Origin of the sequence: Aeromonas sp. A35_P (assembly GCF_002259925.1) — a bacterium.
GTDB lineage: Bacteria > Pseudomonadota > Gammaproteobacteria > Enterobacterales > Aeromonadaceae > Aeromonas > Aeromonas dhakensis.
The window spans coordinates 1-22,314 of sequence record NZ_NEVB01000228.1; the positions used below are offsets into that span (position 1 = coordinate 1).

Consider the following 22,314-nt stretch of genomic DNA (forward strand, 5'->3'; position numbering starts at 1 on the left):
GGGGGGGGTAATGGAACAAAAAGTCAGATTTGGGAGTAAATACGTCCGAATTTTGAAGTAATGAAATTTTAAAATGTGGGCATATTACTCATGATGAAGGTGCGATCCACTTGTTCGCACCTTCCTTAACGCACTGAGTTATCAGACCAAGCTGGATTCGCAGATATTGGCGGTATTGCCAGCCGGTCGCCGAACCTTCGGGCGGATGGCGAGATCATCGATTCAGCGTCGCCTCGGCAGACCAAGGGGCTTGTTGTAGCAGCGACAAACCCAAGATGTGAGTTAATAGCATAGCTTTGGGCCATCAGTTGTTGATGGCCCTCTGTCATTTATGCAAACAGCAGTTGGGTCAGGTAGCCCATCATGACGGCCATCCCCAGTATAACGGTCAGGAACGCTACAATCATGGAGGTTCTGAACATCGATTTGAGCAGGATCACCTCGGTCAGGCTGGCTCCTGCACTACCGATAATCAGTGCCATCACCGCACCCATGCCCATTCCTTTGCCCAGTAATACCGATGCCAGAGGGATAACGGCTTCTGCCCGGATATAGAGCGGAATACCCACGATGGCGCTGAACGGGATCGCCAGCGGATTATCTGCCCCGGCGTGGGCCGCAATCCACTCGGCGGGGATGAAACCGTAGATAAATGACCCTATCAGTACCCCCAGCAACAAGTAAGGCAGCACTTCTTTGAATTGTTGCCAGGCATCGATGCGTGCCTTAGCGAAGGCCGTGGGAATGACAGGGGCCTGGGTCAGTGCCGCAGTGCCATCTGCGCAACAAGAGAGAGTGGGTGCGGTCTCATCGGGCTGCGCAGTACAGTAGGATGCCTGAGCCTTTAGCGGTTTGACGGACTTGATAGCATTGCTTGCGCAGCAGGTGGTTGCACTCACACTGGCAGGTTCACTTGTCGTGGTGCCACAACCGGTGCTACAGCTACTTTGCTTGCCCTCTTTGGGGTCAATCACATGACGCTCAAACCCCAGCATGTCCAGCAGCATACTCGCCAGTACAGACACGCCTGCTGCAATCACGGCATACAGTACCGTCACTTTCCAGCCAAAGGTGGCCCACATCAGGCCGACGATGATCGGGTTGAGCAACGGCGAGACAAACAGGAAGGTCAGGGTTGGCCCAAAACCGGCTTTGGCAGACAAGAGTCCGCGCAGCATCGGAATGGTTGAGCAACTACAAAAGGGCGTCAATGCCCCCAATACCGCAGCAATCAAATAGCCTCTGCCTTTGCGAGCCCCCAGCATGGCCTGGATTTTGGCATCGGGGATCTTCTGGCGAATCAAGCTGACCCCTGCACTGATCACCAGAAACAGCACAGAGAGCTCGAAGGCCAGGAACAAAAACATCTGAGATGCATCTGTCAGCATGGTTAACCAGTCATTCATTTTCATATCCTCTTTGATTTACTATATTTCCAAAATAGTCGAATCATTGGGGTGGTCAATATATTTCTGGTATTATCGAAATATATTCCATCAAGGAGAGTGAGCTATGGAGTTGGACGAAGTTGCCAAGGCATTGAAAGAGTTGGGGCATCCGACTCGGTTGTTCATTTTCAAGCATTTGGTCAAGGCGGGAGAGCAGGGCCTGCCTGTCGGAGAGTTGCAAAAGCAGCTCGCGATTCCCGCATCGACCCTGAGCCACCACATTGCCGCGCTGGTCTCGGTGGGTCTGGTCAAGCAGAACCGGGAGAGTCGTACCCTGCTGTGCGTCTCTCAATACGAGGTGCTGGAAGAGATCATCGCGTTTTTCCGTGAAGAGTGTTGTGTAAACAGTAACTGTACCTAAATACATCAATAGCAAGGTCTGGGTGGGTTGATCATTTCAACTATTCTTGTATAGTTGTACTCATGAAGTGAATGACGAGGTTCAAATGAATAAAGATACAGCCACTAAAGTCTTCGAGTCTCTCGCATCCGGTATCCGCCTCGATGTATGGCGTCTGCTGGTCAAGGCAGGGCTGGAGGGGATGGTCGCTGGCCAGCTTGCCAGTGAACTGGATATCGCCCCGAACACTCTTTCATTCCATCTGAAAGCCATGCTGCATGCAGGCCTTGTCTCGGTGGAGCAAGAGGGCCGTTTCTTGCGTTACCGCGCCAATATTCCCCTGATGCTCGATTTGATCGGTTACCTCACCGAAGAGTGCTGCTATGGCAATCCAGAACAGTGCTCGGATATGCGCAGCACGGCCAATTGTGCTGCTGAGGTGCTTCCGCCTGTTCATACCTGCACTAACAAGGAAGGTTGCTCATCATGAATATCTTGTTTCTATGCACCGGCAACTCGTGCCGCTCCATTCTGGCAGAGGCAATCTTTAACCACCTGGCCCCTGCCGGTTGGCATGCCATGAGTGCCGGTAGTCAACCAACCGGTGAGGTGCATCCCCGTTCACTGGCGTTATTGACCCGCGAGGGTATCGACATCAGCGGATTGCACAGCAAATCCTGGCATGAGCTGCCGGTGACACCCGATGTGGTGATCAGCGTGTGTGGTAACGCGGCCAATGAAACCTGTCCTGTCTATTTGGGGCCTGTATTGCGAGCCCACTGGGGCGTAGATGATCCCGCCCATGTGACCGGCACCGAGGAGCAGATAGCGCTCGCCTTTTACAGCGCATACTCGACGCTGAGAAAGCGTATCGAAGCTCTCTTGTCGCAAGATGTATCCCGTTTTTCCAATGATCGCGAGGGGCTAAAAGCAGCTCTGGATGCGATTGCCACCGAGATTAAGTGAGGAAGAGACCATGAGACTGATACAAGTTTTCGACCCGGCCCTGTGCTGCTCCAGCGGTGTATGCGGCACAGAAGTTGACCAGAACCTGGTGATCTTTGCCGGTGACGCCGAGTGGCTTAAGCAACAGGGTGGCTCTTTATACCGATTCAACCTGGCACAACAACCCCTGGTCTTCGCTGAAACCCCGGCAGTGGCTTCCTTTCTGGAACTGTCCGGGGAAGAAGGATTACCGGTGACGCTGGTTGATGGCCAGGTGGTACTCACCGGTCGCTATCCCAGCCGCGCTGAACTGATCCGCTATGCAGGACTGGAGCTACCGAAAGCACCAGAAAGTGATGGTGCCGAAGGTGAACAGCCAGACGCTGAGTCCAACAAAGCCGGTGCCATCAAAGGGATCGTCAAGAGTGGATGCTGCTCCGGTAGCAGTGGTTGCTGCTAAGCGTCATCGCCTGGCTGGCAAGTTCTCTGTTCGGTCAATTGCCTCGTTCTTCCTGATAGGAGTCTCTCATGTCCCCGTTTCTGAACTACTCGTTTCTCAATGATGCGCCCCCCTTTCTCTTTTTCACCGGTAAAGGTGGGGTGGGTAAAACCTCGCTGGCCTGTGCCAGTGCGGTTGCCTTGTGTGACAGTGGCAAACGGGTACTGCTGGTCAGCACGGATCCGGCGTCAAACGTAGGCCAGGTGTTCGACACCCAGATAGGTAACAGCATTACCGCCATCGCGGCAGTCAGTGGGTTATCAGCACTGGAGATTGACCCGCAAGCCGCCGCACAAGCCTATCGCGAACGTATCGTTGGCCCGGTGCGCGGCAAATTGCCCGAGAGCGTGGTGCGCAGCATTGAAGAGCAGCTCTCCGGTGCCTGCACCACAGAGATCGCCGCCTTTGACGAGTTCACTGCCCTGCTGACCGATAGCAGCCTGGTGGGGGAATACGACCATATCGTGTTCGATACGGCACCGACCGGCCACACCATCCGTCTGTTGCAATTGCCGGGGGCATGGAGCGAGTTTCTGGAGCAGGGCAAGGGCGATGCTTCCTGTCTGGGGCCATTGGCGGGGCTGGAAAAACAGCGCAGCCAATACGCAGAGGCCGTTGCGGCCCTGTCAGATGCGGGGAAAACCCGGCTTATTCTGGTCGCCCGGGCGCAAGCCTCAACCTTGCGGGAAGTGGCGCGTACCCATGATGAGCTGGCGACCATCGGCCTTGCCAATCAGCAACTGGTCATCAATGGCATCTTCCCGCAAAGCGAGCTGGCGGATGACCCCCTGGCGACAGCCGTATGGCAACGTGAGCAGCTGGCGATGGCTGATATGCCAGCGCTGCTGGCCAGTTTGCCACAAGACAGAGTACCGCTGCTGGCGACCAATCTGGTGGGCGTGGAGAGCCTGCGCCAGTTACTGGGTGCAGCACCGGTCACTGGGACTGATGAGGTTGAGAGCACAACCACTGAACCACATCCTGGCTTGAAGCAACTTGTCGATGAATTGGCCAGCGATGGCCACGGGCTCATCATGCTGATGGGCAAGGGCGGTGTGGGTAAAACGACCCTGGCAGCAGCAGTGGCCGTTGAGCTCGCCAGCCGGGGGCTGCCGGTTCATCTGACCACCTCAGATCCCGCAGCCCATCTGGGAGAGACCCTGGCTGGAGCCTTGCCCAGCCTGGAGGTCAGCCGCATCGATCCCCACGCCGAGACCGAGCGTTATCGTGCTCAGGTGCTGGCCACCAAGGGGGCGAGTCTGGATGCCCAGGGCCGCGCCCTGTTGGAAGAAGATTTGCGCTCCCCCTGCACCGAAGAGATTGCCGTGTTTCAGGCCTTCTCGCGGATCATTCGTGAGGCGGGCAAGCGCTTCGTGGTGATGGATACCGCCCCCACCGGCCATACCCTGCTGCTGCTCGATGCGACCGGTGCCTATCACCGGGAGATCGCCCGTCAGATGGGGGGCAAGGGGATGCACTTCACCACCCCCATGATGCAGTTGCAAGACCCGAAACAGACCAAGGTGATGATCGTCACCCTGCCCGAACCTACTCCGGTACAGGAGGCGGCCAACTTGCAAGCCGACCTGCGCCGCGCCGGTATCGAGCCATGGGCCTGGGTGGTCAATCACATGCTGGCCCCAGCCAGCGTCACCTCACCACTGCTGGCCCAGCGAGCGTATCGTCAGCAGCCCCATATCGACGCGGTCAAGCAGGAGCATGCGAAGCGTTATGCCGTGGTGCCCTTGCAAGCTGTCGAACCGGTGGGCGTGAAAGCGCTGCAAGATTTATGTCACCCCGTCCACAAGGAGATGTGAGATGCAACGTCCGTTCAATGTGCTTTTTCTGTGCACCGGCAATTCGGCCCGCAGCATCATGGCTGAGGCGCTGCTCAACCGGCTCGGTCAGGGCAACTTCAAGGCCTTTAGTGCAGGCGTCTCCCCGAAAGGGGAGATACACCCGCTGACCCTGCAACTGCTGGCGCAACACAATCTGGATACCAGCAATCTGCGCAGCAAAAGCTGGCAAGAGTTTGCTCATCCTGATGCCCCCAAGATGGATTTTATCCTGACGGTCTGTGACCAGGCAGCTGGCGAGCAGTGCCCGGCATGGCCGGGTCAGCCCATCACCGGCCACTGGGGCTTTAGCGACCCGGCCGCAGTGACAGAGAGCGATGCGGCGCAATGGGCGGCGTTTAACAAGGTTTATCACGAAATTGGCAACCGGCTGCGGATCTTCCTCAGCCTGCCACTGAACAAACTGGATCGCATCTCACTGCAACAAGCGATGCGTACCATCAACCACTCTTCACCCACCTGACGTTCTCAATGAGACATGGAGTCGCTGTTTATCATGCACCCGTTTGACATCCTGAACCTGGATAATGGCGCCCGCCTTATCTTCACCCCCTGCCCCGGCACCAAGGAGGCTTCCCTGCAAGCGTCCCTCAAGACCCTGAAAGAAGCAGGGGCAGAGGCTGTGGTCACCATGATGCCCGATGCCGAGCTTAGCGAATTCAAGGCAGATAGCTTGCCCGCTGAGTGCGAGGCGTTAGATTTGGCCTGGTTCCAGCTACCGGTAGAGGACGATTGCGCCCCCGAAACACCGTTTGCCGAAGCCTTTGCCAACCACAAGGCGGATCTGCTGGCGCGTCTGGCGGCAGGTCAGACCCTGGCAATTCATTGCCGTGGCGGCTCGGGACGTACCGGACTGATGGCAGCCATCCTGCTGCTGGAGGCAGGCTACGCCCCGACACAGGTCAAGTCGCTGGTACAAGGGCTGCGCCCCAAGGCGCTGACATTGGCAGCGCACGTCAACTACCTCAACACCCACTACTCATTCGCCGGTTAAGGAAAACAGCATGACGATTAAAGTTGGTATCAACGGGTTTGGCCGCATGGGCCGTCTCTCATTTCGCGCCGCCTTTGACTGGGCGGATGTGGAGTTTGTACGCATCAATGACCCGGCTGGCGATGCCGCTTCACTGGCACACCTCATCACCTTCGATTCTGTCCATGGCCGCTGGCATCATGAAGCCAGTGCCGAGGGAGACGAGATGGTGATCGGTAACCATCGCATCCTCTGCACTAGCAACAAAGAGATCTGTCAGACAGACTGGTCTGGTTGTGATGTGGTGATCGAGGCCTCTGGCAAGATGAAAACCAAGGCCCTGCTGGGTGCCTATCTGGAGCAAGGGGTGAAGCGTGTTGTGGTCACCGCGCCAGTCAAGGAGGAGGGGGTTCTGAACGTCGTCATGGGGGTCAACCACCATCTCTATGACAAGGCGCAGCACCCTATAGTAACGGCTGCCTCCTGTACCACCAACTGTCTGGCGCCAGTGGTGAAGGTGATCCACGAACAACTGGGCATCAAGCACGGTTCCATGACCACCATTCATGACATCACCAACACCCAGACCATTCTGGATGCCCCCCATGCGGATCTGCGCCGTGCCCGCGCTTGCGGCCTGAGCCTGATCCCCACTACCACGGGGTCTGCCACCGCCATCACCCACATCTTCCCGGAGCTCAAGGGCAAGCTGAACGGTCATGCGGTGCGGGTGCCGCTGGCCAACGCCTCCCTCACCGACTGCGTGTTCGAGGTGAACCGTCCCACCACCGAAGCCGAGGTCAATGGCTTGCTCAAGGCCGCTGCCATGAGTGAGCTCAAGGGGATCATGGGCTATGAAGAGCGCCCGCTGGTGTCGGTGGATTACAAGACGGATCCGCGCTCCTGCACCATAGATGCGCTCTCCACCATGGTGGTCAACGACACCCAGGTGAAGATTTACGCCTGGTATGACAACGAGTGGGGCTATGCCAACCGCACCGCCGAGCTGATGCGCATGGTCGGTCAAATGGACAAGGCGCAAGGATAACCTGACCATGTCACTGACCCGACTCTCCCCCGAGATCCGCCAGTATCTGCTGGTGACCGGCAACTACTGGGCTTTTACCCTGACCGATGGCGCTCTGCGCATGTTGGTGGTGCTCTACTTCCATGGGCTCGGTTACAGCCCGCTGGCCATCGCCTCCCTGTTTCTCTTCTACGAGATCTTCGGGGTGGTGACCAATCTGGTGGGGGGCTGGCTCGGTGCTCGCCTCGGGCTCAACCGCACTATGAACATCGGCCTCGCCCTCCAGGTGCTGGCGCTCGGTATGCTGCTGGTGCCGCCACTCTGGCTGACGGTGCCCTGGGTGATGGCAGCGCAGGCGCTCTCGGGGATAGCAAAAGACCTCAACAAGATGAGCGCCAAGAGCTCCATCAAGTTGCTGGTGCCGGGAGAGGCGCAGGGTCAGCTCTACAAGTGGGTAGCACTCCTGACCGGCTCGAAGAATGCCTTGAAAGGGATGGGCTTTTTCCTTGGTGGCGCCCTGTTGACCCTGCTCGGGTTTCAGGGGGCCGTGCTGGTCATGGCACTGGCGTTGGCGCTGGTGTGGTGCATTAGCATGCTGACCCTGAAACGGGATCTCGGCAAAGCCAAGAACAAGCCCAAGTTCAGCGAGATCTTCTCCAAGAGCCGTGCCATTAATTACCTGTCAGCGGCTCGTCTGTTCCTGTTTGGTGCCCGCGATGTCTGGTTTGTGGTGGCACTGCCTGTCTACCTCGCCTCCAGCTTTGGCTGGGATCATTGGTATGTGGGGGGATTCCTGGCACTCTGGATCATTGCCTATGGCGTGGTGCAGACCCAGGCTCCCCGCTTTACCGGCAAGCGAGAGGGACGTGTACCCGATGGCAAGGCTGCGATGCGTTGGGCGCTAGTGCTGGCACTGACCCCGGCCCTGATTGCTCTGGCGCTGCATTTCGATCTGCATCCGGCCATTAGCCTGGTGGGTGGCTTGATGGTGTTTGGCGCCCTGTTTGCCATCAACTCCTCCCTGCACAGCTACCTCATCGTCAGTTATGCAGGAGCCGATGGCGTATCGCTGGATGTGGGCTTCTACTACATGGCCAATGCCCTGGGCCGCCAGCTCGGCACCCTGCTATCCGGGCTGGTATTCCAGCTCTACGGTCTTGAGGCCTGCCTCTGGATCTCCACTCTCTTTATTCTGTTGGCAGCGCTTATCTCTATCGGTTTGCCGCGCCATCAGCCTTCCACTTCATTCAACTCCATGGAGTCTCGTGATGAGTAATACAGCCTGCTGCGATGATCTGCCCGTCAGCAAAAAAATGAGTTTTCTCGACCGCAATCTTACCCTCTGGATCTTTGTCGCCATGGCCATCGGGGTAGGCATTGGTTATCTGTTCCCTCAGGTGGCGCAGTGGAATGAGGCGATGTCGGTTGGCACCACCAATATCCCGCTCGCCATCGGTCTCATCCTGATGATGTATCCGCCGCTCGCCAAGGTGAACTACGCCACCATGGGCGCCATGACCCGCGACCGTCAGGCCATCACCCTCTCACTGGTCATGAACTGGTTGGTCGGCCCTATTCTGATGTTCGTGATAGCCCTGACATTCTTGCATGACTACCCGGACTACATGGTGGGCCTGATCCTGATCGGTCTGGCACGCTGCATCGCCATGGTGCTGGTGTGGAACGATCTCGGTGGTGGTAACAAGGAGTATGGTGCTGGCCTGGTGGCGCTCAACAGCGGTTTTCAGATCCTCACCTACAGCTTCATGGCCTGGTTGTTTATTACCGTACTGCCACCTTTGTTTGGGTTGCAGGGCTTCGCAGTGGATATCACCATGCTGGATATCGCCGAAAGCGTGCTGATCTATCTGGGCATTCCCTTCCTAGCAGGTTTCCTGAGCCGTCACTATCTGGTCAAGGCGAAAGGGGAGAAGTGGTACACCGAGCGTTTTATTCCGGCTATTTCTCCCATCACGCTGATCGCCTTGCTGGCCACTATCGTGCTGATGTTCAGTCTCAAGGGCGAGATGATCGTTGAGCTGCCGATGGATGTATTGCGGGTTGCTGTGCCTCTGGTGGTCTATTTCGTGCTGATGTTTTTCACCAGCTTCCTGGTGGGCAAGAAGCTGGGTATTCCCTATGACAAGAACGCTTCCATCGCCTTTACCGCCACCGGCAACAACTTTGAGCTGGCCATCGCGGTCTCCATCGCCGTGTTTGGCTTGAGTTCGGATCAGGCCTTCGCAGGCGTCATTGGCCCGCTGGTTGAGGTGCCCGTGCTGATCGGTCTGGTCAATGTGGCCCTGCGCATGAAGCGCAACTATGGCAAAGCGGAGGCGCAAGCATGAGTGACACTGCTATCACCATTTACCACAACCCAGCGTGTGGCACTTCCCGCAATACGCTGGAACTTATCCGTAACTCAGGCGTTGAGCCGACCGTTATCCACTATCTGGAGACACCGCCGAACCGTGAGGCCCTGGTTACATTGATTGCCGCCATGGGCATGCCGGTGCGCGATTTGCTGCGCAAAAACGTGCCGCCTTTTGAAGCGTTAGGGCTGGCTGAGGAGAGGTTTAGCGATGACGAATTGATTGACGCCATGCTGGCCCATCCCATCCTGATCAACCGTCCCATCGTGGTGACGCCGCTTGGCACCAAGTTGTGTCGCCCGTCAGAGGTTGTGCTGGATATCCTGCCGAGCCCTCAACAAGGGGCCTTCACCAAGGAGGATGGAGAGCAGGTTGTAGATGCACAAGGAAAACGCATCAAGTGACCCAACCAACCGGTGCGCCACCTTGCCTGATGACGGCATGGCAGCAGCATGAACATGAGCTCTATGGGTGGTTGCTCAAGCAATCGGGCAGCCCGATGGATGCCGATGACCTGTTGCAAGAGACCTTCTTGCGGGCAATCCGCCAGCAGGGCAAGTTCTGCGCCATCGAGAATGCCAGGGCCTGGCTGTTTGAAGTCGCCAGACATCTGGTGATTGATAAAAGCCGCAGGCAACGCCCGTTGCTGCCACTATCTGACGAGTTAGCCATGCAGCACAGTGAGCTCGATGCGGTCGATTCCTTGGCGGGCTGTTTGCCCAGAGTGCTGGAGAAGCTTGCCCAGTCTGACCGGGATATTCTCAGGCACTGTGATTTGGAGGGCATGAAGCAGGCGGACTATGCCGCCCGATACGGTTTGACCCTTGCCGCCGCCAAGTCGCGTCTGTTGCGAGCCAGGGAGCGCTTGCGTCAGCAGCTCTCTCTGGACTGTCAGGTCAGGTTGGATAGCTTGGGACGAGTCTGCTGTTTCACCCCTGCGGTGAAGTAAGCCATGAACGATGCTCAGCAAAAAGGCCAAGGTGTTCTCCTTGGCCTTTTCTTTATTTTTTCTTGGCTTCGGCCAGGTACTCATCCAGAGTTTCCTGGTTTGCAGCCTTGACCGTCATGCCATTGGGGCCTGCCCCGATATTGCTGAACTGTTTTGCCGGTTCGCCATGTTGCTTGAACTCTTCCAGCTCTGGCGAGCCTTCTTTAAAGACCCACAACCGCCCATCTTCCACTTCGGTGACAAAACCGGGCAGGTTGAATTCGCTCGCAAAGGCGGCGGTGCCAAGCAGACTAAAGCCCAGCAGGGCGGCGGAAGCGACGATTTTCTTCATGCTCATCTATCCATGTTGGTTGATTAATTTTTATTAATCATCGCCGGGGAGTATGACGAGAATATGACAGTGCCCAGGTCAGGTTGGCGTAGGTCAGAAAATTAAAGAGCATCCTTTTCGCGGCTTGCACGTCCTCCTCGTAATGCGCTGCGCATAGTCTGATGAGGATATGAAAATCGCTGTGCGATATGAGGTTTGGGTAACCAAAACTTGAGGTTTGTAAGTCAATATTCAGGAGTAAGTGATGAGTTCTCTTGGCATTCAGAAAATCAGGGATGATTCAGTCGAGTGGGCATTAACCCACGGTGTCGCCTTTAAAGCGTCGCTCTATTCTGCCTTGCATACCCCGTTTACCCTGACGCCAACACCGATTAGCCGGGGAGACTACCAGCATTTGAAAAGTGCGGCTCAGACCTTGAGCAAGCTGATCTATGCCGTCTCTGAGGATCATGGTTTTTTATACGATGCCATTCACCCCATCACGGCAGGCGACCCCTTCTTCTCAGCGCTGCTTGGCATGCATCAACAGATCCACTTATCAGCCACCAAGGCACCCCGGCTGCCACTGCTTATCATGCGCAGCGACTTTATGGACGACAAGCGCGATGGCCACAAGCTGGTCGAGTTCAATGGCATCGCCGCTGGCATGGGGCCATTTGGTCAGCGAATACATGAACTGCACCACTATCTACAGCGGCAATGGCCTGCTGAATATGGGCAGTTGTCACCCGAGGCAATGGGGGAACTTGTCGGCAATGAGGCCATTGAAGGGTTGTCAGCAGGCATTGCCGAGGCCACGTTCAAGATTAAGCGCGAGTTTGGCGACACTGGCCCTGCCAGGTTTCTGATGATTGTGCAGGAGCATGAAAACAATGTGTTTGATCAACACCTGCTTGAGCTGGCACTCCAGCGCAAGGGAATTGAGACCCAGCGCAGAACCTTTCGTGAACTGCATAATCAGCTAAGCACGGGCGCCAACAACAGGTTGATCCTCGATGGTGTCGGCCCCCTCGATACCGTCTATTTGCGGGCCGGATACCAATATTCGGATTATGAGGCTGTTGATCTCAAGGAGCAGAGATGCTGTCAGGCGCTGATGGCGACCCGTGTATTGATTGAGCAACACAGAGTCGCCGTCAATGCCACGATCGCCCAGCAATTGGCGACCAGCAAGCGAGTACAAATGCTGCTGTCACGTCTGGGAGAAGAGGGATTCGCTGCATTTGGCCTGACCCCGCAAGAGGCCGATATCGTGAGAGGTGTTCTGGGTGAGATGCATCCTGTGACCCCTGCTAGCCTCCACTTTGTAAAAGCAGCACCCTCCGATAGTTGGGTACTTAAAAACCAAGGGGAAGGGGGTGGGCATTGTCTGTTTGGAGCAGATATCCCGGCAAAATTGGAGACACTGGAGCCCCGGCAATATCACGCCTGGGCATTGATGGGCCGATTACATCCCGTTCCCAGAGCCATGCCAGCCTGGATAGTGCGCAGAGGAGAGTTATATCGGGTGACGGATTTGATCAGTGAGCTGGGGATGTTCACAGTTCAGAGCGATGGCCATCCTGCCTGCGCGGAGCAGAGCTTTGCGGGATATCTGATCCGTAGCAAATCGGCCGAATCGACAGAAGGCGGTGTTCATAGCGGGCAAGGTGTCCTTGACTCGCTGGTATTCAGTGATTGATGGAGCAGAGTGCTGGGCTCAAACCATAAGATCACTGCGCTAGCAAAAAAAAAGACGAAAAATATGCGCATCCTTTGCTGACATGCAACGTCTTCTGGATAACACCGATGTTGATGGAGCCATTATGTTTCAGATTTTCACCGACCTCGCCAGTTGGCTGGTCTACGAGCAGTTGGGCCTGAACCCACAAACCAAGCTGGGGGATGCGCTGCATTTCTTCGTGGAGGATGTGAGCAAGATTTTCGCCCTACTGCTGGTCATGATCTATATCGTGGCCATGCTGCGGGCCTCCCTGAATGTCGAACGGGTGAGGGACTATCTGGCGGGCAAGCATAGAGGGTTGGGCTATCTCCTGGGCTCCGGCTTTGGTGCCATCACCCCCTTCTGCTCCTGTTCGAGTATCCCGGTGTTCCTCGGCTTTACCTCAGCCGGTATCCCGCTCGGGATCACCATGGCCTTTCTCATCACCTCACCGCTTATCAACGAAGTAGCCGTTCTGTTGCTGGTCAGTCTGCTGGGCTGGAAGTTCACCCTGATTTACGTGGTGGTCGGCATGGCGGTTGGCATGCTGGGTGGGGCCTTTCTGGACAAGATCAAGGCCGAGCGCTGGCTGGCCGATTTTGCCGCCGAGGCCCTCAAGCAAGGGCAGCATCAGCAAGGTGATATCGTCCAGCCGCATGCCGATGCCCCGCGCCTCTCGCTGGCCAAGCGTCATGCCTTTGCCAAAGAGGAAACCCTCACCATCTTCAAACGGGTGTGGCTCTGGGTCATCGTCGGGGTCGGGCTCGGCGCCGCACTCCATGGCTTTGTCCCTGATGGCTGGCTTGCGGCTCACCTGGGGGCAGGCCAATGGTGGTCAGTTCCGGCTGCCGTGCTGATCGGCATTCCCCTCTACTCCAATGCGACTGGTGTGATCCCGGTGATGGAAAGCCTGATCGTCAACGGGCTACCCATCGGCACCACACTGGCGTTTTGCATGAGCACGGTGGCGGCCAGTTTTCCTGAATTTATTCTGCTCAAACAAGTGATGAAGTGGCAGTTACTGGGCACCTTGCTGCTGGTGCTGCTGGTCTCCTTCACGCTGGTTGGGTGGGTATTTAACTTCGTATCGCCGTTAATTTCTTGATGAGGAGTATGAGATGAAACATGTAAAAGTGCTGGGCATGGGCTGCGCCAACTGCAAGAACACCGTTCAACTGATCCAGCAGGTGGTGGATGAGCTGGGGGTCGAGATCCAGCTTGAGAAAGTCGAGTCCTTGCCCGAGATCATGAAGTACAAGGTGATGTCTACGCCAGCCGTCGTCATCGATGACAAGGTGGTACATGCAGGTGGGATCCCGGCCAGAGAGGCAGTGCAACGCTGGTTCTGATACGCGCAGGGGCGGGATGACCCGCCCCTGCTGCTTGATTACCTCAGCAATAACAGAGAGGTTTTGGCCGTTTTCAGTATGCCTGTGGTGGTGCTCCCCACGATGAACTGCCTGATCCGTGAGTGACCGTAAGCCCCCATCACAATAAGGTCGCAACCTACCTCTTCTGCATGCTGGCAAACAACTGGCACCACCTCTCCTTGCAGCAGCATTGCTTCAACTCTGATACCTGCACTTTTCAACACCTGTTTGGCTTGAGCCAGCTGGCGTTCATACTCGTCACTCGGTTCGGCAACCATAACCAGCTCACACTCCAGCCCCTTGAGCAGTGGACTGCTTGCGATCAACTCCAGTACCTTCTTGGCGGTCGGGCTGGCGTCATAGGCAAACAGGAAGCGACTTGGGGCCTGAAAGCCTGGCTGCACAACCATGATGGGATTAGCCAGGGTACGGATGACGTTTTCGATATTGCTGCCAATCAGGTCGTGGGCATGGGCGGTGCCCTGCTTGCCCATGATCAACATCCGCATACCGGATGAGAGCTCCTGGGTCGTCTCGACCAGCTGGCCGTGGCGTTGCAGGGTCTCGACCGCTGTCATCCCCAAGTCAGCAAGATACTTCTTGCCGCTATTGAGCAGCATCCGTCCCTGTTCATGGGCGAGACGGCTGCGTTGGTGATCCAGCTCGGCGAGCTCCTTGAGCAGCAGCTCACGACTGCCCAGGCCGATATTGCCGGAGAGGTCGGCTTGTCCTTCAAACTCGTTCTTTTCCAGTACGTGCAGCAGGGTGACAGGTAACCCAGTGTTGGTAGCGGCCCATACCGCTGCATCACACACGGCTGTCATGGCTGGGGAGCCATCGATACAGGCAAAAATGTTTGTCATGATAAATTCCTTTTTGTGATCAGTGGCCAGCCAGCAGCTTTTCAACTTCTTCCGGTTTATCGTGAACACCAAAGCGGTCAACGATAGTGGCACTCGCCTCGTTCAAACCAATCAGCTCCACGTCGGTGCCCTCACGGCGGAACTTGATGACCACCTTGTCCAGAGCGGTGACGGCGGTGATGTCCCAGAAGTGGGCGTGGGTGAGGTCGATCACCACTTTCTCAACCACCTCCTTGAAATCAAATCCGGCAAAGAACTGCTCGGCACTGGCGAAGAACACCTGGCCGCGAACCTGATAGGTGCGAACCTCACCATGGCGTTCGCTGTCGCTCTTGACCAGCATGAAGCGGGCAACCTTGTTGGCAAAGAACAAGGAAGCGAGCAATACCCCGACAAATACTCCAAGTGCCAGGTTATGGGTAGCGACCACCACCGCCACCGTTGCAACCATCACGATATTGGTAGAGAGAGGGTGCTTTTTGAGATTGCGCAGTGAATCCCAGGAGAACGTCCCGATAGAAACCATGATCATCACGGCTACCAGGGCCGCCATGGGGATTTGGCGGATCCACTCATCCATGAAGACCACCATCAGGATGAGTAGGGTGCCTGCAACAAAGGTGGAGAGGCGGCCACGGCCACCGGATTTGATGTTGATGATAGACTGACCAATCATGGCGCAGCCCGCCATGCCGCCCATCAGGCCCGCACCAATATTGGCGATCCCCTGGCCCTTGCACTCGCGATTGCGGTCGCTGCTGGTATCTGTCAGGTCATCGACAATGGCTGCCGTCATCATGGATTCGAGCAGACCGACCACAGCCAGACCTGCGGAGTATGGGAAGATGATCGCCAGCGTCTCCAAATTGAGCGGCACCTCGGGCCACAGGAAGATGGGCAGGGTATCGGGCAGCTCGCCCATGTCGCCCACGGTGCGGATATCGATGCCCATGATGATGGCGACTGCCGTCAGGATGACGATGCAGAGCAGCGGAGAAGGCACCAGCTTGCCCACCACCGGAATCAGCGGGAACAGATAGATGATGCCAAGTCCCGCCGCCGTCATGGCGTAGACCTGCCAGGTGACGTTGGTGAGCTCAGGCAACTGGGCCATAAAGATGAGGATCGCCAGCGCATTGACGAAGCCGGTCACCACCGAGCGAGAGACAAACCGCATCAGACTGCCGAGCTTCAAGTAACCCGCCGCGATCTGGAGTACCCCAGTGAGCAGAGTCGCTGCAAGCAGATATTGCAGGCCATGCTCTTTGACCAGGGTCACCATCAGGAGCGCCATTGCGCCTGTAGCTGCCGAGATCATGCCTGGACGACCGCCGACAAAAGCGATAACCACGGCGATACAGAAGGAGGCGTAGAGGCCGACCTTGGGGTCTACTCCAGCGATGATGGAGAAGGCGATGGCTTCCGGGATCAGCGCCAGGGCGACAACGATTCCGGCTAACAGGTCACCACGGATGTTGGAGAACCACTCTTGTCTTGCACGTTCTAGCATGGGGGGATTTTCTCGCTTGTTTAGGATCCATAGCGCAGCGCATCCACCGACTTTGGGGTCAGATGGAGAGAGGGCAGGATCAGATTGTTGTAGTTGGATCTAATGGGTGTAAAAAAGCGCTCCGGTTGTGACAACCAGAGTCAAGCGGCAGGCGCCGCAGAGGGAGGGGTTAGGGCGGCGTTACAGTCACGCGAGTATGCGTTGGTGAATCATTAGCGCAAGATCCTAACAGAAGGTCCTCGAACAGAGAAGTCATTAGAGGGGGCACATTTAGTCGAGCATGTATGGGAATGAGCTAATATCCCGATAATTAAAAAGATTTCAGGCATATATGATCATTATGCAAACGCAGGAAAATTACCCCATAACTGCGGTTCAGGAATACCGAGCTAATCGTACCACCAGCTTATCAACCACCTCCAACACCAGCTCTCTGTCAGCTGTATCGAGTTTGGCCAACTGTTGGCTGAGCACAATGCCTTGTTCGGTAGGGCGGTTACTGGTCTCACGCAGGAAATCAGCAAGCTCACAACCAAACAGCTGGGCGAGCTCTGCTAACCGCACCACGGTCGGCACCACGAGGCCTCGCTCCATCCGAGAGACGGCTTCCATACCAATCTTCAAGTGCTCTGCCACTTGCTCCTGAGTCAGCCCCGCCTGCTGGCGTTGGCGCCCAATCGCTTTGCCCACGCTCTTGGCCAGCTCTTCAGAGTTGATGTTTGTCATAAGTCCTCCAGCCAACCCTGATAGTTGACTATGGACTTTCATTGACATTAAGGACCCTTTGCGATGAGGATCACCCCATTAGATCTAATTCACTGAAATAGTCACCCCAACATCGAAAGGAGTTCGACACGAATTAACCTCAATCCATCCACTTGGTGGCATTTGGCTATCAGCCAGCACCACCATTGACCCATGACGTTTACACCCATTAGCCCGACAGGCTCACCGCGTCGGTCAGGCATCTTTTTGCCAATTTTATTAAGGAGAGATCATGAATCGCACACTGCTTTATCCCTTACTGCTGGCCTGTGGCCTATCACTGAGTGCCTGTAATGCTGAATCTGCCGATGGCCCAGAATTCACTTTGGAAGTGGAATACACCGCTATCGGGCGGCCTCAGATATCTGTCACCTCGCTCAACGATCAAGTCACCATTCAAAAAGTGCTGATTAATGGCGGCAAGAGTAAATGCCGGGTGATGCTGCGCAATGACATCGGTGGTCAGCTCGGGGGGACCCATTTCCCGCTCAAGCTCAATTACACCGAACGCTGGCTCTTGGTCATGACCGAGCCGTGCCGATTGAGGGAGGTCACCCTCTTCACCAATCTGGGCAATGCCTCTTACACCATTGAATAAGTCGTCTGGAGAGTGACATGACAGAAAAAATCAAACTGGCACTGTGGTGCACATGGTTATCGCTGTTTGCCTTACCAACCTGGGCTGCGTCCCAGTTCACTGTGCCAACGGTCACTAAACAGGTACCGGCCAACGTTGAGGGCACCCTCAATTTCGCCAGCATGCAGTTTTGGATAGAGACCTCGAAAGGGGAACGCATCATGTTGATGCCGCTGGATGAAGATGAGCCAAGGCTCATACCCAGTGTCAGCCAGCCGGTTGCCCTGAACGGTTTTATGCTCACCTATTCAGATGGCAGTCGTTACTTCGAGCCCTCCTTTGCACCTGCGTCAGCTGCATCAAGTACCACGTCATTTACCATCGTGAAAAATGGTGATGACAACATCGAGATCCGGCATGGGGGTGAAGTGCTGCTGCGCACCGATGAATATGACGCCATCAAACTCACGCACCGTTTGCCGCTGGCCAACGGGCAGGCGGTCTTGTTTGAGCTGCACAGTGGCGGTGTGGCATGCCCGGTGCTCTATCAGTTGGCGGTCGCCCAGACGGGGGCGCTGACCATGCTTTCACAACCCTTTGGCACCTGCAGCGATGAAGGCAAGCTGACCCCCGCCCCCAACGGTTTCACCCTCGACCTGCCCGGCAATCCTCGCCAGCGCTGGGTATGGGATGCCAACAGCTTGACTCTGCGCAAGCAGTCCTGACCACCAGCCACCACACATTCACCACCATCAGGGCACCTTCGGGTGCCCTCTTTTTTATGTCGCATTTTATTTAAGGAACGGTTCATGCCATTACCACAATCAGGGGACCACCTCGTTTCCCCCCGCACCGGTTACCAGCACCACGGTCTCTATCTGGGGGACCATCTGGTCATCCACTACCAGGGGGGCAGTGCCGGTATACATTCCGGTCAGATAGCTATCGCCACCCTTGCCGAGTTTAGCCAAGGGCGGGGCTATCGCATCCAGCACCATAGCACTCGAGCTTTCAACCGGGAGGAGAGTATCGACCGTGCTCACTCCCGTCTTGGAGAGGCGCACTACAGCACGCTCTTTAACAACTGCGAGCACTTCGTGCTCTGGTGTATCGAGGGCTTTCACTACAGCAAGCAGATTAACCAGCTGATTGCCACGGGGTGTATAGCACATCAGGCGCTTCGCACTGTGGGCCATCAGCCCACCCTTGCGGCCCTGCCTGGCATGGCCACCAGCACGGCACTGAACCCATCAGCAACTACCGCTGTGACCGCCGCAGTCGGTGCGCTGCTTGGGAGCTCGGCCACCTCGCTGGCGGCCCCCTTGGCAGCAACCTACGGCCTCTACCGCGCCTGGCGCTGGTTCAGGGATTAACGGTTCTCACATTCGATACGAAAGGACACACCATGATGACCATGCCATTTCACTTGGCAGGGATGGCCCTGCCGATTTCGCCCGAGCTGCCTGACTTACTGCGCAGCGTCGTGCGGGAACAACCGCTCGACCTCACCGACCTCTCGACCCTGACCTTCAACTTTCGCAGCCCCGGCTGCAGTGCCGAGGCGGGTGGCGTCCATCCGGTAGAGCTGCGGCTTATTCGGGGATTGCACGGCTGGGTCTTCGATTACATCACCGACTTCAGTTATCAGGGACTGGGCCAGGATGCCGAGCTCTGCAAGGAGCTCGACTTCAACCTCTCCTGCGACGAACACTATCTGCAGGGCTGGGGACTACTGCCCGGCGTGGAAGCGCGGGAACTGTTCGCGATGTGGCAGAGCAATTTCATTAGCTACGCCCAGTTGGGGTATTTCACCGTCACGGTCAGTGGGGATTAGGAGGTGTGTGATGACTAACGAACTGCCACTCTCCCACTACTCCCGCCAGTGGCTGGGACTGGTCGCAGCCAAGGCCAAGCTGATACCTACTCGCCAGGGTGAACGCTGGTTGCTGCACCTGACTCCTGGTAACCCAAACGCCCGCACCGTCACGCTTCACCTGCGTTGGTCTGGCGTGCAGTGGCAGCTGCTTTCCCTCACCAATGCCGAGGACTGGCGCACCATGAGCCATCCCGTGGATGAAATCTGTGTGGACCCTAAGCATCGCTGTTTCTGGCGCTGTCAGGCAGGACCGGTTCTGCTCACCGAGCAGCCCCGCGTGTTGGCAAGCTTCCTGGCCGACCTGCAGCGTACCTGCATCCATCACGGCTATTGCGTGGAGAGTGACCCCTTACCCCAAGAGGAGGAACAAGATGCCAAAACAACCGATAGCAGTAGAGCTTGAAGCGATTAACCGAGAAGGGGAAACGCAGGTGGTGCGTGACAGTGGCCTACCCGTTCAGGGCTACAGCGTCTACCTGCGGGCGGTGGAAGCAAGCGAGCTAGCCCTGGCTACCTGGGTAGCTGATTACGACACCATTGGCCCTGCCTATGAACTGGCGGAACGGCTGAGCTTGGCTCTTGCTATCCCGCTCACCGTGCTGATCCCCGAGCGCTGATACCGGTGATGTGGGGACCCACAGCCGGAGCAAGAGCAAAAGCCACCACCAAGGCCAACTGAACTACCCTCAAAGTGAACCAACAACACCTCTGCATTTAGCCCCGGTATGCCTCGCGCTGCCGGGGTCTTTCTTTTTCTGGAGACCACCATGCGTTACCACAAACTCAAGGCCGGGGAATGCCCCGGCACCTATGTCGTCACCGAACCGGTGACTGAGCAAGACCTGCTGCGCATCGCCAATCAGATTGCCCGTAAACGCCTGGCCAAAGGCACCGCCATTACCAGCACCACCGAGGCCGCAGAGCGACTGCAAACCCTACTGCAAGACCGGGAGCATGAAGTGTTTGGCGCACTGTTCCTTGACTCCCAGCATCGCGTGCTGGCTTTTGAGGAGCTGTTTCGCGGCACCCTCGACAGCGCCAGCATCTACCCACGGGAGGTGGTCAAAAGGGCCTTGTTACTCAATTCCGGGGCCATCATTGCGGTCCACAATCACCCCAGTGGTGACCCAGAACCCAGTCACTCTGACCGGGTCTTTACCCAAGCCCTCAAAGAGGCCTTGGCCTTGGTCGATGTGCGATTGCTCGACCATCTGGTGGTCGGTGCTGAGGGCGTGGTGTCATTGGCCGAAAGAGGTCAGCTATGAACCAGACCTCAGGTAAAGACCACCTCACTACCCTCGATATCCTCCTCGAGCTGCGCTGCTGGCTTGCAGACAACGTCGAGATGCAGGCCGAGCCTGCTATCGTCGCTCATCTGCCCAATGGTTACCAGCTCACCCACGCTGACTGTATCGAGGCTATCGATACGCTGCTGCATCAGCTACGCCATTAGCTACTCAAAGAAGGGACAAGCACCATGCGATTACCCAATCCCTATTCCCTTGAGGAAACCCTCGAGCAGCTGCGCCATGGCCTGGCAGTCGCCAGCAACGAAGATGCACTGACGTTGCTGGAGAAGGCCGTCACCAAGGCGCGTGATGACGAGGCCTATGCCAAGCGGCTTGAAGAGACCCTGCTGCAAGGATCCACCATCGAGATCCGTGAATGTCTCAGCTGCTTTGGCGACTACTTCGAGCGCTCCCGAGACGCACCGCCCTACTACCCGCATCATGATGCCGTTAACGGCATTGATTGTGCACTCTACGCCATCCTGTTCGATGAGGCTTCCAGACGCAGAGCAGGCACACGAATAACGCCAGCATCCCCAAACCAGGATCATCAGGTCCCACACCATGATCCGGATATCTCGACACAACCCACAAGGCCACCTCACCGAAGGTGGCCGTTTGCATTTTAAGGAACCATGCCCATGTCTGCCTTCATGATCGATCGCAAGGACTACCTGGCCTTTGCCGTACAGTTACACCGTTTTTGCAATGCCCCGATGCCACCGCACTACACCTTGGAGCTGCTGCGCTCCCTCTGGTGGAACTCACCAATGGATGTCACCAGTACCTGGACGTGGCGGGTAGACCGGCTGGTACGGCTGATGATGCTCGCCAATCGGCGGGCAGTCTGGCATCGCTATCAGCTGGGGCGTCAGCAGGAGCGTAAGGAACCACGCCAGCACCACTCGAACAAGCTGGGGCCACTTAAACCTGCGCACCGTTACCACCAGACGCCACTAACCGATAGCGAGCTGGTGGCTCTGTACAAATTCACCTGCTGCGCCCTGTACCAATCGAGTGAATGGAGCGGGAGCCCTGAGCAGGCTCCCCGTATGGTGAAGGTAATCCAGCAGTTACAGCAAGCGCTGGCGCAAGACGTGCTGACTCGACTGTCACTGTGGGAGCAAGCCCCTTGGGGAGAGATGTAATGGAGCTCTCCATCACCCTGACAGTGACAAGCTCACCACCGAGCTCAACAGCCCACCTAGCCCAACGTGTCGCCGATGACATGGCACACCTGCATCACCTTCTGGGAGATGAGGTAAGCGATGAACTGGGCATTAGCATCAGTTACTTAGTCGAACAATTTGCGCTGCTGGCAGCGGCTTAGGAAGGTGCGAACAAGTGGATCGCACCTTCATCATGAGTAATATGCCCACATTTTAAAATTTCATTACTTCAAAATTCGGACGTATTTACTCCCAAATCTGACTTTTTGTTCCATTACCCCCCCCTTTTCGGGGCTTACCTCGCATTTTGGACGCAGCTACCCCATCCCCGTATCATCTGCTCCACTCGAAACAGATTCGCCAGCGTAAACAACATCGCCAGTTGGTTGTCGTTCTTCCGCAGCCCCTTGTACCGTGCTTTCACAAAGCCAAACTGACGTTTGATGAGCCGGA

General features: G+C 56.5%; 30 protein-coding genes. 25 read left to right on the plus strand and 5 right to left on the minus strand.

Translation table 11 applies throughout. The features are described from left to right. Window positions 1–329: 329 nt before the first annotated feature. The gene (locus tag CAK78_RS17875) at window positions 330–1,406 is read right to left on the minus strand and encodes a permease (RefSeq protein ID WP_094698193.1); all 1,077 of its coding nucleotides are present in this window, start codon (window positions 1,404–1,406) and stop codon (window positions 330–332) included. 106 nt (window positions 1,407–1,512) lie between these two features. On the opposite strand from CAK78_RS17875, the gene CAK78_RS17880 reads away from it, so the two are divergent. The 12 genes from CAK78_RS17880 to CAK78_RS17935 all read left to right on the plus strand — a co-directional run bounded on the left by CAK78_RS17880 (window position 1,513) and on the right by CAK78_RS17935 (window position 10,409). Further along, the gene (locus tag CAK78_RS17880; protein WP_094698172.1) at window positions 1,513–1,809 is read left to right on the plus strand and encodes an ArsR/SmtB family transcription factor; all 297 of its coding nucleotides are present in this window, start codon (window positions 1,513–1,515) and stop codon (window positions 1,807–1,809) included. An 85-nt stretch (window positions 1,810–1,894) separates the two neighbouring features. Next, window positions 1,895–2,278 carry an ArsR/SmtB family transcription factor gene (locus CAK78_RS17885; RefSeq protein ID WP_094698173.1) on the plus strand — a complete coding sequence of 128 codons (384 nt, stop codon included), beginning with the start codon at window positions 1,895–1,897 and terminating at the stop codon, window positions 2,276–2,278. Next, the gene (locus CAK78_RS17890) at window positions 2,275–2,754 is read left to right on the plus strand and encodes an arsenate reductase ArsC (protein ID WP_094698174.1); all 480 of its coding nucleotides are present in this window, start codon (window positions 2,275–2,277) and stop codon (window positions 2,752–2,754) included. Before CAK78_RS17885 ends, CAK78_RS17890 begins: the two co-directional genes overlap by 4 nt. 10 nt (window positions 2,755–2,764) lie before the next feature. Further along, the gene (gene arsD / locus CAK78_RS17895) at window positions 2,765–3,193 is read left to right on the plus strand and encodes an arsenite efflux transporter metallochaperone ArsD (protein WP_069526786.1); all 429 of its coding nucleotides are present in this window, start codon (window positions 2,765–2,767) and stop codon (window positions 3,191–3,193) included. 68 nt (window positions 3,194–3,261) lie between these two features. Then, the gene (arsA, locus tag CAK78_RS17900) at window positions 3,262–5,049 is read left to right on the plus strand and encodes an arsenical pump-driving ATPase (protein WP_069526787.1); all 1,788 of its coding nucleotides are present in this window, start codon (window positions 3,262–3,264) and stop codon (window positions 5,047–5,049) included. A gap of 1 nt (window position 5,050) precedes the next feature. Continuing rightward, complete coding sequence (locus tag CAK78_RS17905) at window positions 5,051–5,551, plus strand: arsenate reductase ArsC (RefSeq protein ID WP_069526788.1); 501 nt, start codon at window positions 5,051–5,053, stop codon at window positions 5,549–5,551. A 33-nt stretch (window positions 5,552–5,584) separates the two neighbouring features. Further along, complete coding sequence (locus CAK78_RS17910; RefSeq protein WP_253182227.1) at window positions 5,585–6,082, plus strand: phosphatase domain-containing protein; 498 nt, start codon at window positions 5,585–5,587, stop codon at window positions 6,080–6,082. A gap of 10 nt (window positions 6,083–6,092) precedes the next feature. Further along, entirely contained in the window at window positions 6,093–7,109 is a 1,017-nt protein-coding gene (locus CAK78_RS17915) for an ArsJ-associated glyceraldehyde-3-phosphate dehydrogenase (protein WP_094698175.1), read from the plus strand. Window positions 7,110–7,116: 7 nt separating this feature from the next. Continuing rightward, window positions 7,117–8,364 (plus strand): organoarsenical effux MFS transporter ArsJ, encoded by a 1,248-nt coding sequence (gene arsJ / locus CAK78_RS17920; protein WP_094698176.1) that lies wholly within the window; start codon window positions 7,117–7,119, stop codon window positions 8,362–8,364. Further along, window positions 8,357–9,436 (plus strand): ACR3 family arsenite efflux transporter, encoded by a 1,080-nt coding sequence (gene arsB, locus CAK78_RS17925; RefSeq protein WP_069526792.1) that lies wholly within the window; start codon window positions 8,357–8,359, stop codon window positions 9,434–9,436. The genes arsJ and arsB overlap by 8 nt, the downstream gene beginning before the upstream one ends. Beyond that, on the plus strand, window positions 9,433–9,864 hold the full coding sequence (gene arsC, locus CAK78_RS17930) for a glutaredoxin-dependent arsenate reductase (RefSeq protein ID WP_069526793.1): 432 nt from the start codon (window positions 9,433–9,435) through the stop codon (window positions 9,862–9,864). The genes arsB and arsC overlap by 4 nt, the downstream gene beginning before the upstream one ends. After that, the gene (locus tag CAK78_RS17935) at window positions 9,861–10,409 is read left to right on the plus strand and encodes a sigma-70 family RNA polymerase sigma factor (RefSeq protein ID WP_253182344.1); all 549 of its coding nucleotides are present in this window, start codon (window positions 9,861–9,863) and stop codon (window positions 10,407–10,409) included. The genes arsC and CAK78_RS17935 overlap by 4 nt, the downstream gene beginning before the upstream one ends. A gap of 52 nt (window positions 10,410–10,461) precedes the next feature. Here CAK78_RS17935 and CAK78_RS17940 read toward each other — a convergent pair whose 3' ends face one another. After that, entirely contained in the window at window positions 10,462–10,740 is a 279-nt protein-coding gene (locus CAK78_RS17940; protein ID WP_094698177.1) for a DUF4179 domain-containing protein, read from the minus strand. Window positions 10,741–10,984: 244 nt separating this feature from the next. Between CAK78_RS17940 and CAK78_RS17945 the strand changes: the two genes are divergently transcribed. The 3 genes from CAK78_RS17945 (at window position 10,985) to CAK78_RS17955 (ending at window position 13,791) form a co-directional block, all read left to right on the plus strand. Next, a complete protein-coding gene (locus CAK78_RS17945) occupies window positions 10,985–12,421 on the plus strand; it encodes a glutathione synthase (protein WP_094698178.1) in 1,437 nt (478 codons plus the stop codon). 124 nt (window positions 12,422–12,545) lie between these two features. Beyond that, window positions 12,546–13,547: a permease gene (locus CAK78_RS17950; RefSeq protein WP_094698179.1), complete on the plus strand. Its 1,002-nt coding sequence runs from the start codon at window positions 12,546–12,548 to the stop codon at window positions 13,545–13,547. A gap of 13 nt (window positions 13,548–13,560) precedes the next feature. Then, the gene (locus CAK78_RS17955; protein ID WP_069530066.1) at window positions 13,561–13,791 is read left to right on the plus strand and encodes a thioredoxin family protein; all 231 of its coding nucleotides are present in this window, start codon (window positions 13,561–13,563) and stop codon (window positions 13,789–13,791) included. Window positions 13,792–13,829: 38 nt separating this feature from the next. Here CAK78_RS17955 and CAK78_RS17960 read toward each other — a convergent pair whose 3' ends face one another. From CAK78_RS17960 to CAK78_RS17970, 3 genes are all read right to left on the minus strand, one after another. Continuing rightward, window positions 13,830–14,720 carry a universal stress protein gene (locus CAK78_RS17960; protein WP_254924822.1) on the minus strand — a complete coding sequence of 297 codons (891 nt, stop codon included), beginning with the start codon at window positions 14,718–14,720 and terminating at the stop codon, window positions 13,830–13,832. Further along, on the minus strand, window positions 14,695–16,185 hold the full coding sequence (locus CAK78_RS17965; protein WP_094698181.1) for a SulP family inorganic anion transporter: 1,491 nt from the start codon (window positions 16,183–16,185) through the stop codon (window positions 14,695–14,697). The genes CAK78_RS17960 and CAK78_RS17965 overlap by 26 nt, the downstream gene beginning before the upstream one ends. A 375-nt stretch (window positions 16,186–16,560) precedes the next feature. Further along, complete coding sequence (locus tag CAK78_RS17970; protein WP_094698182.1) at window positions 16,561–16,911, minus strand: helix-turn-helix domain-containing protein; 351 nt, start codon at window positions 16,909–16,911, stop codon at window positions 16,561–16,563. A 271-nt stretch (window positions 16,912–17,182) separates the two neighbouring features. Here CAK78_RS17970 and CAK78_RS17975 point away from each other — a divergent pair, with 271 nt between their 5' ends. The 10 genes from CAK78_RS17975 (at window position 17,183) to CAK78_RS18020 (ending at window position 21,840) form a co-directional block, all read left to right on the plus strand. Continuing rightward, complete coding sequence (locus CAK78_RS17975) at window positions 17,183–17,548, plus strand: hypothetical protein (protein WP_094698183.1); 366 nt, start codon at window positions 17,183–17,185, stop codon at window positions 17,546–17,548. A 17-nt stretch (window positions 17,549–17,565) separates the two neighbouring features. Beyond that, on the plus strand, window positions 17,566–18,252 hold the full coding sequence (locus CAK78_RS17980; protein WP_254924823.1) for a hypothetical protein: 687 nt from the start codon (window positions 17,566–17,568) through the stop codon (window positions 18,250–18,252). Between the two features lie 84 nt (window positions 18,253–18,336). Next, window positions 18,337–18,900, plus strand: a complete 564-nt coding sequence (locus CAK78_RS17985) for a lecithin retinol acyltransferase family protein (protein WP_094698185.1) — start codon at window positions 18,337–18,339, stop codon at window positions 18,898–18,900. A gap of 35 nt (window positions 18,901–18,935) precedes the next feature. After that, a complete protein-coding gene (locus tag CAK78_RS17990; RefSeq protein WP_176452846.1) occupies window positions 18,936–19,361 on the plus strand; it encodes a DUF2787 family protein in 426 nt (141 codons plus the stop codon). Between the two features lie 10 nt (window positions 19,362–19,371). Next, complete coding sequence (locus tag CAK78_RS17995; RefSeq protein ID WP_094698187.1) at window positions 19,372–19,806, plus strand: hypothetical protein; 435 nt, start codon at window positions 19,372–19,374, stop codon at window positions 19,804–19,806. A 28-nt stretch (window positions 19,807–19,834) separates the two neighbouring features. Further along, on the plus strand, window positions 19,835–20,020 hold the full coding sequence (locus tag CAK78_RS18000) for a hypothetical protein (RefSeq protein ID WP_254924824.1): 186 nt from the start codon (window positions 19,835–19,837) through the stop codon (window positions 20,018–20,020). 150 nt (window positions 20,021–20,170) lie between these two features. Further along, on the plus strand, window positions 20,171–20,668 hold the full coding sequence (gene radC / locus CAK78_RS18005) for a RadC family protein (RefSeq protein WP_094698189.1): 498 nt from the start codon (window positions 20,171–20,173) through the stop codon (window positions 20,666–20,668). Next, window positions 20,665–20,856 carry a hypothetical protein gene (locus CAK78_RS18010; protein ID WP_094698190.1) on the plus strand — a complete coding sequence of 64 codons (192 nt, stop codon included), beginning with the start codon at window positions 20,665–20,667 and terminating at the stop codon, window positions 20,854–20,856. Before radC ends, CAK78_RS18010 begins: the two co-directional genes overlap by 4 nt. A 24-nt stretch (window positions 20,857–20,880) precedes the next feature. Next, on the plus strand, window positions 20,881–21,321 hold the full coding sequence (locus CAK78_RS23215; protein WP_254924825.1) for a hypothetical protein: 441 nt from the start codon (window positions 20,881–20,883) through the stop codon (window positions 21,319–21,321). 12 nt (window positions 21,322–21,333) lie between these two features. Next, window positions 21,334–21,840 carry a hypothetical protein gene (locus CAK78_RS18020; RefSeq protein WP_094698191.1) on the plus strand — a complete coding sequence of 169 codons (507 nt, stop codon included), beginning with the start codon at window positions 21,334–21,336 and terminating at the stop codon, window positions 21,838–21,840. Window positions 21,841–22,314: the final 474 nt, after the last annotated feature.

Excerpts from the sequence above, each read along its gene's own strand:
- CAK78_RS17875 (WP_094698193.1), bottom strand. The coding sequence starts at position 1,406 with ATGAATGACTGGTTAACCATGCTGACAGATGCATCTCAGATGTTTTTG.
- CAK78_RS17880 (WP_094698172.1), top strand. The coding sequence starts at position 1,513 with ATGGAGTTGGACGAAGTTGCCAAGGCATTGAAAGAGTTGGGGCATCCG.
- CAK78_RS17885 (WP_094698173.1), top strand. The coding sequence starts at position 1,895 with ATGAATAAAGATACAGCCACTAAAGTCTTCGAGTCTCTCGCATCCGGT.
- CAK78_RS17890 (WP_094698174.1), top strand. The coding sequence starts at position 2,275 with ATGAATATCTTGTTTCTATGCACCGGCAACTCGTGCCGCTCCATTCTG.
- arsD (WP_069526786.1), top strand. The coding sequence starts at position 2,765 with ATGAGACTGATACAAGTTTTCGACCCGGCCCTGTGCTGCTCCAGCGGT.
- arsA (WP_069526787.1), top strand. The coding sequence starts at position 3,262 with ATGTCCCCGTTTCTGAACTACTCGTTTCTCAATGATGCGCCCCCCTTT.
- CAK78_RS17905 (WP_069526788.1), top strand. The coding sequence starts at position 5,051 with ATGCAACGTCCGTTCAATGTGCTTTTTCTGTGCACCGGCAATTCGGCC.
- CAK78_RS17910 (WP_253182227.1), top strand. The coding sequence starts at position 5,585 with ATGCACCCGTTTGACATCCTGAACCTGGATAATGGCGCCCGCCTTATC.
- CAK78_RS17915 (WP_094698175.1), top strand. The coding sequence starts at position 6,093 with ATGACGATTAAAGTTGGTATCAACGGGTTTGGCCGCATGGGCCGTCTC.
- arsJ (WP_094698176.1), top strand. The coding sequence starts at position 7,117 with ATGTCACTGACCCGACTCTCCCCCGAGATCCGCCAGTATCTGCTGGTG.
- arsB (WP_069526792.1), top strand. The coding sequence starts at position 8,357 with ATGAGTAATACAGCCTGCTGCGATGATCTGCCCGTCAGCAAAAAAATG.
- arsC (WP_069526793.1), top strand. The coding sequence starts at position 9,433 with ATGAGTGACACTGCTATCACCATTTACCACAACCCAGCGTGTGGCACT.
- CAK78_RS17940 (WP_094698177.1), bottom strand. The coding sequence starts at position 10,740 with ATGAAGAAAATCGTCGCTTCCGCCGCCCTGCTGGGCTTTAGTCTGCTT.
- CAK78_RS17945 (WP_094698178.1), top strand. The coding sequence starts at position 10,985 with ATGAGTTCTCTTGGCATTCAGAAAATCAGGGATGATTCAGTCGAGTGG.
- CAK78_RS17950 (WP_094698179.1), top strand. The coding sequence starts at position 12,546 with ATGTTTCAGATTTTCACCGACCTCGCCAGTTGGCTGGTCTACGAGCAG.
- CAK78_RS17955 (WP_069530066.1), top strand. The coding sequence starts at position 13,561 with ATGAAACATGTAAAAGTGCTGGGCATGGGCTGCGCCAACTGCAAGAAC.
- CAK78_RS17965 (WP_094698181.1), bottom strand. The coding sequence starts at position 16,185 with ATGCTAGAACGTGCAAGACAAGAGTGGTTCTCCAACATCCGTGGTGAC.
- CAK78_RS17970 (WP_094698182.1), bottom strand. The coding sequence starts at position 16,911 with ATGACAAACATCAACTCTGAAGAGCTGGCCAAGAGCGTGGGCAAAGCG.
- CAK78_RS17975 (WP_094698183.1), top strand. The coding sequence starts at position 17,183 with ATGAATCGCACACTGCTTTATCCCTTACTGCTGGCCTGTGGCCTATCA.
- CAK78_RS17980 (WP_254924823.1), top strand. The coding sequence starts at position 17,566 with ATGACAGAAAAAATCAAACTGGCACTGTGGTGCACATGGTTATCGCTG.
- CAK78_RS17985 (WP_094698185.1), top strand. The coding sequence starts at position 18,337 with ATGCCATTACCACAATCAGGGGACCACCTCGTTTCCCCCCGCACCGGT.
- CAK78_RS17990 (WP_176452846.1), top strand. The coding sequence starts at position 18,936 with ATGACCATGCCATTTCACTTGGCAGGGATGGCCCTGCCGATTTCGCCC.
- CAK78_RS17995 (WP_094698187.1), top strand. The coding sequence starts at position 19,372 with ATGACTAACGAACTGCCACTCTCCCACTACTCCCGCCAGTGGCTGGGA.
- radC (WP_094698189.1), top strand. The coding sequence starts at position 20,171 with ATGCGTTACCACAAACTCAAGGCCGGGGAATGCCCCGGCACCTATGTC.
- CAK78_RS18010 (WP_094698190.1), top strand. The coding sequence starts at position 20,665 with ATGAACCAGACCTCAGGTAAAGACCACCTCACTACCCTCGATATCCTC.
- CAK78_RS23215 (WP_254924825.1), top strand. The coding sequence starts at position 20,881 with ATGCGATTACCCAATCCCTATTCCCTTGAGGAAACCCTCGAGCAGCTG.
- CAK78_RS18020 (WP_094698191.1), top strand. The coding sequence starts at position 21,334 with ATGTCTGCCTTCATGATCGATCGCAAGGACTACCTGGCCTTTGCCGTA.